This is a genomic window from Lacinutrix mariniflava (genome assembly GCF_001418015.1).
Lineage (GTDB): Bacteria > Bacteroidota > Bacteroidia > Flavobacteriales > Flavobacteriaceae > Lacinutrix > Lacinutrix mariniflava.
The window spans coordinates 531,989-545,192 of record NZ_LIQG01000026.1 but is presented as its reverse complement, the minus strand read 5'-3'; the positions used below and the strand labels follow the sequence as shown (position 1 = coordinate 545,192).

Here is a 13,204-nt window from a genome sequence, read left to right as displayed (position 1 = left end):
TAAAAAAACTCCGAAATTGCTTTCGGAGTTTTTAAAATATTGAAGAAAAGAAGTTTTACTCTACAATAATCTTTTTAGTTGTTGTTTGTCCGTTCGTTTCTATATTTAATAGATACATTCCAGATTCTACATTACCAAGATTAATGTTTTGATTAAAATCTCCGTTTGCTTTATAAGTATTTGATAATACACGTCTTCCTCTAATATCGAATACCTCAAGGTTAACGTTATTTATAGCATTTGCTAGTTTTATAGTAAACTCTCCATTGTTTGGATTTGGAAAAATAGATAATGAATTATCTAAATCAAAATCTTCAACGCTTAAAGGAGCAAGCTCTAATGTACAAATTTCTAAATCTACAGTATTAAAAACCATATTACTTGAACCTAAGTTTGCTGTCATAAATCTCCATGTTCCATTCATTTCTTGACCATCAAAACCACTTAATGGCTCTGGTGCTGCAATATTAGCAGGTGTTGCAATTCCGGTTAAAGGATTTGTACCACAAACTATTGCTGCTGTTGCTTCATCATCGAAAGTTACTTGCATATTAGCACTACCATCTGCTCCTGTACAAGGTCCAGCTGCATATAGGTATGAACGAATAGCTGTTGGACTAATTATAGCCATATGCAAATCTGAAAGATTAGATGTTGTTATATCATATTTTACGTTAACATCTGAAATAATTCCAGAATCTGTTACATCTTCATCAAAAAACTCAAATGCTGTTGCATTAGGTGTAATAGTTTGATTAATAGCATAAGAATAAGTTGTACAAACTTCTGTAAAACCAAACCCTATAGCAATTCTAGCTGAGTTAATATTAAAAAAGATATTACCACTTCCTTTTACCATTATTCTACAATTCCCTTCTACAATATTAGGAACTGTCATACTATATGTTCCGTTATTAGGAACAGCTGTTGCTATAGTAGTATTATAAGTTAAGCCTCCATCAGTAGATAATAAAACATCTACATTAGGTGAGTTTACTACTCCTGCATTTGTACCTGCTACATCCCATGTAATAATTTCTGTATCACCTCCAACCCAAGATGTTAATGAACTTTGAGAAGTAACAGCAAAAGGTATTGTATTCGCATCGTTAACAGTAATTGTCATTTCATCTACAGCCGTTTGACCTCCCGAAACATCATTATCTCTCACTGTAAGTCTAAATTTTTGCGTTCTTGCAACCGAAGCTAATTTTTCCCAAGTTGTAGAAACACCTCCAGAAATAAGGATATCTTCCATTCTAGGAACAAATCTTGTTTGGCTTGATGTTCCTGTATAAGATCTTACCATTGGTCCAGAAGTATTAGTATCTAAAGGTAATCCTGCTGCTCCTAAATCGTATTGTTCCCATGTATATGTATGTGTTGCTATTCCATCAGCATCTGTAGAAGTACCTGTTAACATATAAGGAGTAGAGCTTGGAATAGTATAATCTGCTCCAGCATTAGATGTAGGTGCACTGTTACCTGTATTAGTTGTTGTAGCACATTGACTATTACCAATTGTAACGTTGTCCCAAATCATTTGTAAACTCTTTTGGTGAAAATAGGCATCACTATTATTTTGTACATTTTGAGGTGCACAAATACCAGCATAAGCCATGATGGTAGATCCACTTCCTGGTTCATAAGCATTAGATGCTGTTCTGTTATTGCCTGCACAGTTACCTTCATTACCATTAAATGTATGAGGTCCACCAAATTGATGTCCTAATTCATGTGCAACAAAATCTATATCATAAGCATCACCTACTGGAGATGGTAAACCTGTAATACCTTTTGCTTTATTTCCTGTACATGGAGAATTTAATTGAGCTAGACCTCCACCACCTGTGCTAAAAGTGTGTCCGATATCATAATTAGAAAATCCAATCGCACCATCTATTACCGTTTGACTTTCATCAATTAATAAATTTGCGGTATCATTAGAAAAATTATCAGAATCTATAAAAACTATAGAATCGTTATTTCCAACCAGTGTCATTGTAATAGATAAGTCTCTTTCGTAAACTTGATTGTTTCTATTTATTGTTACAACAATAGCAGCCATAACAGCAGTTCTTTTAGCCGCTTCTGAATCTGCTGCAGTAAGCCCTGCTGCCATCCAATGAAATGAAGAGTACTCTATAGTCGTTGCTACGGCTAATCTAAAGTTTCTTAATAAACCATCGTCGGCATTTCTTTGTGCATTAACGCTTAAACCTTCAGTTACTTTAGTAGCCTCACCATCTACAACACCACATTCCCAACTTTGATCTAAAAGCGGTAAATCTTTTTTTGCGTATACAATATATTCATTACCATTTTGTGTATAAGGATCTATAAACTGTGTTCCCTTACTAGACATAGACATTGTATGCAAACCTTGAGGAGTAACACTAAAACGAATGGCTGCTCCAGGAGTGCTTACACTCTCTCCTATATAAGTGCGGATATTTGGATACTTATTTTGAAGTGCTTCTTCCATTATTGGCGCCTCTTTTACTCTATAAGATTCTAAAACTCCTTCTGCTGTAGGAAAATCTATAATAACATTTGAGACTCCAAAAAAAGTGTTTCTATTTGGCACTAATTCAAGCTCTGTTTTTAGGGCATTAATATTTAATTGATAGAAATCGGCTTTAATAGGTTCTGTTTTTCTAAAAACTAAATCTTTTTTTGACGCTTTATTCTCGTCTGTTTTAACCCATAATTTTTTTCCACTTTGAGAAAAAGCAGGTAATGTTAGCAGCATAGATAGTGCTAATGTAAAAACCCACCTAAAGTAATTCTTTTTCATATATTCCTTGTTTAATATTTTTTGAGCTCTAAATATATTCAGATATGAACAAAATAAAAAATCTTTGGTGTTAAATTATGGTTTTACTATATTTGATTATGAAAATTCACCAAATTTTATTGCTTTTTTTTATCTCTTTTTCCTGTAATGCGAATAAGAATTTAAAACCTGAACAACTAAATATTACAAAACCTATATCTTGTCCTGAGGATGGAGTTTGTACATTTCAAGTTTTAAAGAATAAAACTTATACAATAAAAAAAGATGAGTTTGGAAATAGTTATTCTGAAATTTTAAATGGAAAAAAAACGGTTTTAAAATTTGAATATAAACGAAACGAATTGAAAGGTGTACAAGATTCTAGCTATAGAGAACTTATATATGTTGAAATTGATCCGGAGAACTTAGAACTAAATTTAACAAATGAAAATTTACAAAAAGCAAATATTGGTTTCGAAAGACTCTGCTTTTGTAGAGGTCAAACAGGCTCTTATGTTTTGACACAAGGCCACTTATTGATAACTAAAATTCAAGACAACGAATTTAATATAACTCTAGACTTTAAAACCGATAAAGTACCACAGGTTATAACTTCGATTAACGAAAATTTTAAACTATAAAAAAAAGCGACTTGAAAATTTCAAGTCGCTTTTTTATTTTAATCTTCAATTGGTTTTTGCATTACAAAATCTTCCATAAATTTTGTTGTATAGTTTCCAGCTAAATAATCTGGATGATCCATTAATTGTCTATGGAACGGTATTGTTGTTTTAATTCCTTCTATTACAAATTCGTCTAAAGCGCGCTTCATTTTATTGATAGCTTCTTCTCTTGTTTGCGCTGTTGTAATCAACTTTGCAATCATAGAATCGTAATTTGGCGGTATAGAATACCCTGCATACACATGAGTATCTAAACGCACTCCATGACCACCTGGCGCATGTAATGTTGTTATTTTACCTGGTGAAGGTCTGAAGTCGTTAAAAGGATCTTCAGCATTAATTCTACATTCTATAGAGTGCAATTGTGGTAAATAATTTTTACCTGAAATTGGCACACCTGCAGCCACAAGAATTTGTTCACGAATTAAGTCGAAATCAATTACCTGTTCGGTTATTGGATGCTCTACTTGAATACGTGTATTCATTTCCATAAAGAAGAAATTTCTGTGCTTATCTACTAAAAACTCAACAGTTCCTGCGCCTTCATACTTAATGTACTCTGCTGCTTTTACCGCTGCATCTCCCATTTTTTTACGCAAAGCTGTCGTCATAAATGGAGAAGGTACTTCTTCTGTTAATTTTTGATGACGTCTTTGTATAGAACAATCTCTTTCTGATAAATGACAAGCTGTACCTCTTGAATCTCCAACAATTTGAATTTCAATATGGCGAGGCTCTTCAATAAGCTTTTCCATATACATATCATCATTTCCAAAAGCAGCTTTAGATTCTGCTCGAGCAGATTCCCAAGCGTTTTGAAGATCTTCTGGCTTCCATACAGCACGCATTCCTTTTCCACCACCACCAGCAGATGCTTTAAGCATTACCGGATAACCAGTTTCTTTTGCTATTTTTTTGCAATCTTCAAATGTTTCTATAACACCTTCACTTCCAGGAACACATGGTACACCTGCTTCAATCATTGTTGATTTAGCATTTGCCTTATCTCCCATACGGTCGATCATCTCTGGAGAGGCGCCAATAAACTTAATATCGTGTTCGGCACAAATTTTTGAAAACTTAGCATTTTCTGATAAAAACCCGTAACCTGGGTGTATTGCATCTGCATTTGTTATTTCTGCAGCTGCTATAATATTTGACATTTTTAAATACGATTCGCTACTTGGTGCTGGACCAATACAAACCGCTTCGTCTGCAAATTTTACATGAAGACTTTCTGCATCTGCAGTAGAATAAACAGCTACTGTTTTAATGCCCATTTCTTTACAGGTTCTAATAACACGTAGTGCTATTTCTCCTCTATTTGCAATTAATATTTTTTTAAACATAACTTTTAAATTTTTAAAATGCTCCCATATTTTGCGCCGAAACGCATAATTATTGGGAGTAATTGGGATTTTTAATTGTTATGATGGGTCTACTAAAAATAATGGTTGATCAAATTCTACTGGAGAAGAATCGTCTACTAATATTTTAACTACTTTACCTGAAACTTCAGATTCTATTTCGTTAAATAATTTCATAGCTTCAATTATACAAAGTACATCTCCTTCTGCAATTGTTTGTCCTACCTCTACAAATAATGGCTTATCTGGCGATGGTTTTCTATAAAAAGTTCCAATAATAGGAGATTTTACAGTTATATATTTAGAATCTTCACTTTCTACTGGTGCTGCTGGAGTTACTGCTGCTGCTGGAGCTTGTGCCATTGGCATTTGCATTTGCGGCATTTGACCCATTGGCATTTGTTGTACAATTGTTGTTTCTTCTGATCCCGTTTTTATTGTAATCTTAACGTCATCTGTTTCTAATTTAACCTCACTTGCACCAGATTTTGCTACAAACTTGATTAAGTTTTGAATGTCTTTTAAATCCATAATATTAGAGTTATTAAGTGTTTTTTTTAGTTAGTTTATTTTAAGAATTGTAAGCCCATTTTAAATATATTGAGCCCCAAGTAAAGCCACCTCCAAAGGCAGCAAAAATAATATTATCGCCCTTTTTTAATTGCGATTCATAATCGTTTATCAATAATGGTAATGTTGCAGAAGTTGTATTTCCATACTTTTCTATATTCATCATTACTTTTTCGCTATCTAATTCAATACGTCTTGCAGTGGCATCAATTATTCTTTTATTAGCTTGATGCGCTGCTAACCAAGTAACATCATCATTTGATAAATTATTTCTTTTAAGAATTTTTTCAGCTACATCTGCCATATTAAATACAGCGTTTTTAAACACTGTTTTTCCATCTTGAAAAACAAAGTTTTCTTTTTTAGCTATAGTTTCGGCAGTTACAGGATAAGAAGAACCACTTGATTTAACTTGTAGAAATTCTCTACCAGACCCATCACTTCTTAGATACTCATCTTGTAAACCTAAACCTTCTTCATTTGGTTGAAACAAAACAGCTCCTGCTCCATCTCCAAAGATGATGCATGTTGCTCTGTCTTCATAATTAATCATTGAAGAGTTTTTATCTGCTCCAATAAGTAAGACGTTCTTGTAACGTCCTGACTCAATATATCTAGCTGCGGTAGACATGCCAAATAGAAAACCTGAGCATGCTGCTTCTAAATCGAAAGAGAAAGCATTTACTGCTCCTATTTCTGTAGCAGTATATGCAGCTGTTGATGCTGCTTGCATATCTGGTGTTGCAGTAGCTACTATTACAAGCTCTATGTCTTCAGGGTTTGTGTTAGATTTTTTAAGAAGGTCTTGTGCGGCTTTAATAGCCATATAGGAAGTTCCTTTGCCTTCTCCTTTTAAGATGCGACGTTCTTTGATACCTGTTCTCGAGGTTATCCATTCGTCGTTGGTATCAACCATAGATTCTAAAATCTTATTGGTTAATACATATTCTGGCACATAAGCGCCTACAGCTGTAATTGCCGCAGAGATTTTACTCATACTTTTAAGTTAATTTGACCAAAAACTGCTCGGAATCGCCAAAACAAGGCAGATTTTTATTAAAAATAGCTAATTCTGGTTAATAACGTGCAAATTAAGTTGTTTTTAACTGAAAGAAAAATATATCACAAAAAAAACGCTCACAAGTGAGCGTTTTTCTATATGCATGCATAGTAAATTATGCAATATTCTCTTCTGCAACAGCATTGTCAATTAAAACTTGACCTCTGTAATATAATTTACCTTCGAACCAATGTGCTCTATGGTATAAGTGCGGCTCACCAGTTGTTGGGCAAGTTGCAACCTGTGGCGCAGTTGCTTTGTAATGTGTTCTTCTTTTATCTCTTCTTGTTTTCGAGATTTTTCTTTTAGGATGTGCCATTTTATTATTTTATTTATCCGTTAATAGTTTCTTTAATGTATTCCAACGAGGATCTGTTTCCTCTTGGTCTTCTTTTATATCCTTTTCTTTAGGACTTAATTCTTCTAATTTTTCGAGTATATCCGAATCTAATGTACCATCTTCAATTCCAGGATGAATTCGTTTTGTTGGCATAGCTAACACTATAAGTTCGTATACATATTGTTGTATACTAATTTCGTATTCGCCATGAGAAATAATAAGAATATCTATATTCTCATCATTGTATTCCTCTCCAAATTTAACAACCAAATCAAAAGCATTTTCAAGCGCTTGATCGTAAGGTTCGTTAGTAACGTCGCAATTAACGTTTACTGTTCCTGAAACTTCAAAATGTAATTCTAAAAGTGTTGACTTTTTTACAAATTCAACATCAACTTTTAAATTACTACTATTAAAGTCTTCATATCCAAAATATTCAAAGAACTTATTGTCAATATCAAAATCAAAATGATGCTTTCCTACTTTTAAACCTACAAATGGAATTGTAAACTCTTTCAATGGCTTCATTATCACATCTATTTTGAGCCTGCAAATATACAATTATTTATTTATTGAGCAGACTTATTAACAATTTTTTGTTTACTTCTTTTTTGATTCGTATTTTCTCTCATCAAAACGCTTCCTTTTACTAACAGCTAAAGGGTTTTTAGTGAGCTCTTCATATTCTTTTCTATTATTAAAAATACTAACTGCGGTAAAGAGCGCTTCTTTAAAAGAACTAGTATCGGCTATACCTTTACCTGCAATTTCGTAAGCCGTACCGTGATCTGGCGAAGTTCTCACCCTATTTAATCCTGCTGTAAAGTTAACTCCTTGACCAAAAGACAGTGTCTTAAATGGTATTAAACCTTGATCATGATATGAGGCAATTATAGCATCGAAGCTTTTATAATTATCGCTTCCAAAAAAACTATCTGCTGCATATGGTCCAAAAACTAATTTACCACTTTCTTTAATTTTTTTAAGTGTTGGCCTCATTACGGTATCATCTTCCGTTCCAATAACACCATTATCTCCCGTATGAGGGTTTATACCTAAAACTGCTATTTTAGGCTTACTAATTCTAAAATCCTTTTTTAAAGAATTATAAACGGTATCTATCTTTTTTATTATTAATTCCGGAGAAATATGACTTGAAACATCTTTTACTGGAACATGATCCGTTAACAACCCAACTCTTAAGGTATCTGTAACCATAAACATTAGGCTATCTCCTTCTAATTCTTGAGCCAGGTAATCTGTATGTCCTGGGAATTTAAAAGTTTCAGATTGAATATTACTTTTATTTATAGGTGCCGTTACTAACACATCTATAGTTTCTTCCTTTAAAGCTTTTGTTGCAGCTTCTAAAGATTTTATAGCGTACTCACCAATTTTAGTGTCTTCTTGACCAAATTTAATGGTTACATTTTCTTTCCAACAATTAAGTACGTTTACTTTACCATGAATAATTTCGTTTGTATTATTTATGCTATTCAAATTAATGTTTAGCTTAAAATGGTTTTTAACAAAAGTCATTGTTTTAATAGATGCAAAAATTACTGGAGTATAAAAATCCAACATTCTATTATCTTCAAAAATCTTTAAAACAATTTCTGAACCTATACCGTTTAAATCTCCTATAGAGATGCCTAAAATTATTTTTTCTTCTCTCTTCATTAATAATGCTAACTATTGTTCGTAATTTTATACACGCAAATTTAACCAAATAATATAGTTAAAAGTATGTTTACAGGAATTATTGAAACCTTAGGTCATGTTACAAATCTTAAACAGGAGCTAGAGAACCTACATATTACAGTTGAAAGTACAATTACTAGCGAATTAAAAATAGATCAAAGTGTTGCACATAATGGCGTTTGCTTGACTATTGTGAATATTGATACTAATTGCTATACCGTTACTGCTATTAAGGAGACTTTGGACAAAACCAACATTGGAAATTTAGAGCTTTTTGATACCGTTAACTTAGAACGTGCAATGAAACTTGGAGACAGGCTTGACGGACATATTGTACAAGGTCATGTGGACCAAACAGCAGAATGCATAAGCATTAAAGAAACCCAAGGCAGTTGGCTATTTACTTTTAAATATGATTCTACTCTTAATAATATTACAATAGAAAAAGGGTCTATTACTGTAAATGGAGTAAGTTTAACTGTAGTTAATTCTAAACGCGATACGTTTAGCGTGGCCATAATTCCTTACACTTATGAGCATACCAATTTTAAAACCTTCAAAATTGGTTCTATAATAAATTTAGAATTTGATGTTATTGGAAAATATGTTTCGAGACTAAACGCCCTAAAGAGTTAAAGCCTCTTTTTTCTAAGCGTATACATTTTATAAATACCGTAAAGAATACCTACTGCAAATAATAGTACTAAGCCACTATCTATAGGTAGACCAGGAGGTCCTGGAGGTCCCGCTGGAGGTGGAGGAGGCATTTGAGCAGAGCACACAAAACTTATTAATACAAATAAGATTGAGGCTAATGTGTTTTTATCTTGTATCATAATTCAGTTTGTAAATTTATAAAAAAAACTGTCTTAACAAAACTTTTAAGTACTTATTCGGTAAAAAAAATCTACGAACTGTTCTTTTTTTTCGGTAAAATACCGAATTCTAGAAAAATTAGTCACTCTTTTTATTTTATAAATTTATGAAAAAGAGAAATATAAATTGCTTTATACAACTCATTTTTAAAGAAGAACAAGGCGCAATACGGGATGTTTACCTATAAAAAACAAAAAAGCCTTTCAACTAAATGAAAGGCTTTACAATTTTAAGTGGTCCCACTTGGGCTCGAACCAAGGACCACCTGATTATGAGTCAGGTGCTCTAACCAACTGAGCTATGGGACCAAAATTGGTTTGCAAATCTAATATTAATTTTAAAAGGTCGCAACATTTTATTTCTTTATTTCTTCCTTTATTTCTTGACACAGCTCTATAAGTACTCCATTACAGGACTTTGGGTGTAAAAAAGCTACTAATTTATTATCCGCACCTTTTTTTGGAATTTCGTTTAAAACTATAAAACCCTCAGATTTTAATCGTTTAATTTCGGTTACAATATCATCAACATCGAAGGCTATATGGTGGATACCCTCACCTTTCTTTTCAATAAACTTCGCTATTGGGCTATCTTCCTTAGTCGCTTCTAACAATTCAATTTTATTTTCACCTACTTGAAAAAAGGACGTATTTACACCTTCGGACTCTACTTCTTCCAATTTATAATGTGGTTCTCCAAATAATTTAGCAAACAAACTATTTGAATCTTTTAAGCTTTTAACAGCAATACCTATGTGTTCTATTTTATTCATTTAATACTTTGTTTTTTTTATTTCCGCGTAGACGGAAACCTCTTTTTTAAATTTATTTAAGTTCTAATCGTTAATTAAGGTACAAAACTTGCATTCAAAAATACTATAATATTTAAAAAGCGTATTTTTGCAGTCCAATCTTTAATACTAAAGTGTTGGGAGTAATACAATAGATGAAAACAGAAGAAAGTCAAAGACAAAAAAAAATAGGATCGGTTTTACAACGCGATCTAGTAGATATACTACAAACAGCAGCTACTCAAGGTGGTATGCGTGGTGTTATTATTTCGGTATCTAAGGTTAGTGTAACCGTAGATTTATCGGTAGCGAAAGTGTATTTAAGCATTTTCCCAAATAATAAAGCGAAGGAATTGGTAGAAGGCATAAAATCTAACCAACCTTTTATTCGTCATGAATTAGCCCAACGTACAAGAAATCAATTACGTAGAATGCCACAACTTTACTTTTTTGTGGACGATTCTTTAGAACATATTGACAAAATTGAACAATCTTTAAAGGGAGAAGACAACCCATTAAAAGATCCAGACCTTTTTAAGAAACGCAAAAAATCCTAAACTGTTTGAGCTTTCCACTTTACATCGCAAAACGCTATTTACGGTCTAAAAGCTCTAATAATGCGATTAATTTTATCACTTACATTGCTATTATAGGTATTGTTTTAGGCTCTGCTTCTTTATTTGTTGTACTCTCTGGTTTTGCTGGTCTTCGCGAATTTACGCTTCAGTACACAACCATAATAGATCCCGATTTAAAAGCTGAAGCTACTATTGGTAAATCTTTTATTTTAGAACCAAATACCCAAGAGAAATTAAATGCAATTTCAGGTATTGCAAGTTATTCTAAAATAGTAGAAGAGCGTGTTATTGCTTCTTTCGATGGTAAAAAACAACCTTTATTTATTAAAGGTGTAGATGCTAATTACACAAAGCTAAACGTAGTAGATTCTATTTTATGGGAAGGCAGTTGGTTAACCGATAAAACCAACCAGGTTGTAGTTGGATATGGCGTTTCTAATAGTTTAAACATAGGTCTTTTAGATTATGGAAAGCGAATTACGCTATTTGTACCTAAACCTGGAAAAGGACAAATTACTTCTATAGAGCAAGCCTTTAATCAAGTACAAACTACAAACGTTGGTGTATTTACTGTAAACGAAAAATTAGACGATAGTTATATATTCTCGTCAATAGAGGTTGCACAAGAATTACTAAGTTTTAAAGACAGCCAAATTACAAATATTGAATTTAGGTTAAAAGAAGGCGCAAACGAAGACGAAGTAAAATCTCAAATTCAAGCCATTTTAGGAGATAATATCACATTAAAAAATACAGCACAGTTAAACGATGCTTTAAACAAAATGTTAAACACCGAAAACCTAATGGTTTATCTGCTGCTTACATTAGTTTCTATTATTTTAATTTTTAATGTTATTGGTTCTATAATCATGATGATTTTAGACAAAAAAAGGACTCTAACCACGCTTTATAGTATTGGAGCAACACTAAAAGATATACGACGTATTTTCTTTATTCAAGGTGCCGCAATGACCATTATTGGTTCTCTTTTAGGCTTATTTATTGGTTATCTGGTTTCCCTAAACCAAATATACGGTCCCGAATTTCTAAAAGTATACATTACTAGTAGATTACCTTATCCACTTGCTATTAAGTTTGAAAACATCCTTCTTGTTTTTATAACTATTACCGTTTTGGGTGTAATAGCCTCAAAAATTGCTTCTGCAAGAATTACTAAAGAGATGGTAAAAACAGGTTAGAAATTTTTTGGCGAGTTGCCTAAAAATTGTCTATTTACTTAAAACTTTGTTGTTCTTTGCAGCTTCCCGCAACTCGCAAACTCTCCACTTTTAATCTAAGATTAAAACCGCCTCTTTAACTAAAGAGAGGAACCATTAAATTTATCTTAAAATATAAAAGAAGAGGTTATTAAACTCTATTTAGAACTGAGTAAGTTTTTGAAATTTGTGGTTAGGTTTTGAAATTTGACTTTCCACTATTCCGTAAACTGAAAATCTCCAAACTTTTCTAAAACCTCATCGAAAGCAGCAAAAACATCTACAGATGCGTCACTTGTAACCATTTTCATTCGGTGTTCCTTAAAGTGTGGAATCCCTTTAAAATAATTTGTGTAATGTCTTCTAGTTTCAAAAACACCTAATATTTCTCCTTTCCAATCTATAGACATCTGTAAGTGTCTACGCGCAGCTTCTACTCGTTCTTGCATAGTAATTGGCCTGTAATGCTCACCTGTTTCAAAAAAGTGTTTTACTTGCTTAAAAAACCAAGGATTTCCAATAGTAGCACGACCAATCATGCAACCATCTAAACCATATTCGTCTCGCATTTTCATAGCAAGCTCAGGCGTTGTAACATCTCCATTTCCAAATACAGGAATATGCATTCTAGGATTGTTTTTTACGTCTGCAATTGGTTTCCAATTGGCGTTACCTTTATACATTTGCGCTCTAGTTCTACCATGAATAGCAATGGCTTTACAGCCTACATCCTGAAGTCTTTCGGCAACCTCAACAATTCTAATAGAATCGTCATCCCAACCTAAACGGGTTTTTACTGTTATTGGAATATTGGTACGTTTTACCATTTCGGCAGTTAGTTGCTCCATTAAACAGATGTCTTTTAAAATACCTGCTCCAGCACCTTTACTTACTACCTTTTTTACGGGACAACCAAAATTAATATCAATAATATCTGGCTTAGAAGCCGTAACAATATCAATAGTTTCTAACATACTCTCCATATTAGCTCCAAAAATTTGAATACCAACAGGTCTTTCTTTTTCGTAAATATCTAATTTCATAACGCTTTTTGCAGCATTACGAATCAAGCCTTCACTACTTACAAACTCAGTATACACAACATCTGCACCTTGTTCTTTACATAAAGCGCGAAAAGGTGGATCGCTAACATCTTCCATTGGTGCTAAAAGTAATGGGAAATCCGGAAGTTCAATTGTATCTATTTTTACCAATGTGTTTGTTTTTTTTTGGCAAAATTACGGTT

At 32.8% G+C, this 13,204-nt stretch carries 14 protein-coding genes and 1 tRNA gene; 4 read left to right on the top strand and 11 right to left on the bottom strand.

Features of this window, described 5'->3' with window-relative positions; genetic code table 11:
- Positions 1–55: 55 nt before the first annotated feature.
- A complete protein-coding gene (locus ASC44_RS09390; protein ID WP_055447343.1) occupies positions 56–2,797 on the bottom strand; it encodes a zinc-dependent metalloprotease in 2,742 nt (913 codons plus the stop codon).
- Positions 2,798–2,874: 77 nt separating this feature from the next.
- Between ASC44_RS09390 and ASC44_RS09385 the strand changes: the two genes are divergently transcribed.
- Complete coding sequence (locus tag ASC44_RS09385) at positions 2,875–3,417, top strand: hypothetical protein (RefSeq protein WP_161805013.1); 543 nt, start codon at positions 2,875–2,877, stop codon at positions 3,415–3,417.
- Between the two features lie 38 nt (positions 3,418–3,455).
- Here ASC44_RS09385 and accC read toward each other — a convergent pair whose 3' ends face one another.
- The 6 genes from accC to pdxA all read right to left on the bottom strand — a co-directional run bounded on the left by accC (position 3,456) and on the right by pdxA (position 8,476).
- Entirely contained in the window at positions 3,456–4,808 is a 1,353-nt protein-coding gene (gene accC, locus ASC44_RS09380) for an acetyl-CoA carboxylase biotin carboxylase subunit (protein WP_055447341.1), read from the bottom strand.
- A gap of 78 nt (positions 4,809–4,886) precedes the next feature.
- Complete coding sequence (gene accB / locus ASC44_RS09375) at positions 4,887–5,357, bottom strand: acetyl-CoA carboxylase biotin carboxyl carrier protein (protein WP_055447340.1); 471 nt, start codon at positions 5,355–5,357, stop codon at positions 4,887–4,889.
- A gap of 40 nt (positions 5,358–5,397) precedes the next feature.
- Complete coding sequence (locus ASC44_RS09370) at positions 5,398–6,393, bottom strand: beta-ketoacyl-ACP synthase III (protein ID WP_055447339.1); 996 nt, start codon at positions 6,391–6,393, stop codon at positions 5,398–5,400.
- A gap of 178 nt (positions 6,394–6,571) precedes the next feature.
- Positions 6,572–6,775: a 50S ribosomal protein L32 gene (rpmF, locus tag ASC44_RS09365; protein WP_013869593.1), complete on the bottom strand. Its 204-nt coding sequence runs from the start codon at positions 6,773–6,775 to the stop codon at positions 6,572–6,574.
- A 9-nt stretch (positions 6,776–6,784) separates the two neighbouring features.
- A complete protein-coding gene (locus ASC44_RS09360; RefSeq protein WP_055447338.1) occupies positions 6,785–7,324 on the bottom strand; it encodes a YceD family protein in 540 nt (179 codons plus the stop codon).
- Between the two features lie 72 nt (positions 7,325–7,396).
- Positions 7,397–8,476: a 4-hydroxythreonine-4-phosphate dehydrogenase PdxA gene (gene pdxA / locus ASC44_RS09355; protein ID WP_055447337.1), complete on the bottom strand. Its 1,080-nt coding sequence runs from the start codon at positions 8,474–8,476 to the stop codon at positions 7,397–7,399.
- Positions 8,477–8,542: 66 nt separating this feature from the next.
- Between pdxA and ASC44_RS09350 the strand changes: the two genes are divergently transcribed.
- Complete coding sequence (locus ASC44_RS09350; protein ID WP_055447336.1) at positions 8,543–9,133, top strand: riboflavin synthase; 591 nt, start codon at positions 8,543–8,545, stop codon at positions 9,131–9,133.
- Here the strand turns inward: ASC44_RS09350 and ASC44_RS09345 are convergent.
- From ASC44_RS09345 to mce, 3 genes are all read right to left on the bottom strand, one after another.
- A complete protein-coding gene (locus ASC44_RS09345) occupies positions 9,130–9,333 on the bottom strand; it encodes a PID-CTERM protein-sorting domain-containing protein (protein WP_055447335.1) in 204 nt (67 codons plus the stop codon). The genes ASC44_RS09350 and ASC44_RS09345 overlap by 4 nt on opposite strands.
- 274 nt (positions 9,334–9,607) lie before the next feature.
- A tRNA-Ile gene (locus ASC44_RS09340) sits at positions 9,608–9,681 on the bottom strand.
- 47 nt (positions 9,682–9,728) lie between these two features.
- A complete protein-coding gene (gene mce, locus ASC44_RS09335; protein ID WP_055447334.1) occupies positions 9,729–10,145 on the bottom strand; it encodes a methylmalonyl-CoA epimerase in 417 nt (138 codons plus the stop codon).
- Positions 10,146–10,318: 173 nt separating this feature from the next.
- On the opposite strand from mce, the gene rbfA reads away from it, so the two are divergent.
- Both rbfA and ASC44_RS09325 read left to right on the top strand, forming a co-directional pair.
- On the top strand, positions 10,319–10,720 hold the full coding sequence (gene rbfA, locus ASC44_RS09330; protein ID WP_055447333.1) for a 30S ribosome-binding factor RbfA: 402 nt from the start codon (positions 10,319–10,321) through the stop codon (positions 10,718–10,720).
- 5 nt (positions 10,721–10,725) lie between these two features.
- Positions 10,726–11,940 carry an ABC transporter permease gene (locus tag ASC44_RS09325; protein WP_055447332.1) on the top strand — a complete coding sequence of 405 codons (1,215 nt, stop codon included), beginning with the start codon at positions 10,726–10,728 and terminating at the stop codon, positions 11,938–11,940.
- A 236-nt stretch (positions 11,941–12,176) separates the two neighbouring features.
- Here the strand turns inward: ASC44_RS09325 and dusB are convergent, their stop codons facing one another.
- On the bottom strand, positions 12,177–13,172 hold the full coding sequence (dusB, locus tag ASC44_RS09320) for a tRNA dihydrouridine synthase DusB (protein WP_055447331.1): 996 nt from the start codon (positions 13,170–13,172) through the stop codon (positions 12,177–12,179).
- Positions 13,173–13,204 lie beyond the last annotated feature (32 nt).

What these genes read in the sequence shown, in the direction of transcription:
- ASC44_RS09385 (WP_161805013.1), top strand. Translation starts at nt 2,875, where the DNA reads ATGGTTTTACTATATTTGATTATGAAAATTCACCAAATTTTATTGCTT.
- ASC44_RS09390 (WP_055447343.1), bottom strand. Translation starts at nt 2,797, where the DNA reads ATGAAAAAGAATTACTTTAGGTGGGTTTTTACATTAGCACTATCTATG.
- ASC44_RS09345 (WP_055447335.1), bottom strand. Translation starts at nt 9,333, where the DNA reads ATGATACAAGATAAAAACACATTAGCCTCAATCTTATTTGTATTAATA.
- mce (WP_055447334.1), bottom strand. Translation starts at nt 10,145, where the DNA reads ATGAATAAAATAGAACACATAGGTATTGCTGTTAAAAGCTTAAAAGAT.
- ASC44_RS09360 (WP_055447338.1), bottom strand. Translation starts at nt 7,324, where the DNA reads ATGAAGCCATTGAAAGAGTTTACAATTCCATTTGTAGGTTTAAAAGTA.
- rbfA (WP_055447333.1), top strand. Translation starts at nt 10,319, where the DNA reads ATGAAAACAGAAGAAAGTCAAAGACAAAAAAAAATAGGATCGGTTTTA.
- ASC44_RS09370 (WP_055447339.1), bottom strand. Translation starts at nt 6,393, where the DNA reads ATGAGTAAAATCTCTGCGGCAATTACAGCTGTAGGCGCTTATGTGCCA.
- rpmF (WP_013869593.1), bottom strand. Translation starts at nt 6,775, where the DNA reads ATGGCACATCCTAAAAGAAAAATCTCGAAAACAAGAAGAGATAAAAGA.
- accC (WP_055447341.1), bottom strand. Translation starts at nt 4,808, where the DNA reads ATGTTTAAAAAAATATTAATTGCAAATAGAGGAGAAATAGCACTACGT.
- accB (WP_055447340.1), bottom strand. Translation starts at nt 5,357, where the DNA reads ATGGATTTAAAAGACATTCAAAACTTAATCAAGTTTGTAGCAAAATCT.
- ASC44_RS09350 (WP_055447336.1), top strand. Translation starts at nt 8,543, where the DNA reads ATGTTTACAGGAATTATTGAAACCTTAGGTCATGTTACAAATCTTAAA.
- pdxA (WP_055447337.1), bottom strand. Translation starts at nt 8,476, where the DNA reads ATGAAGAGAGAAGAAAAAATAATTTTAGGCATCTCTATAGGAGATTTA.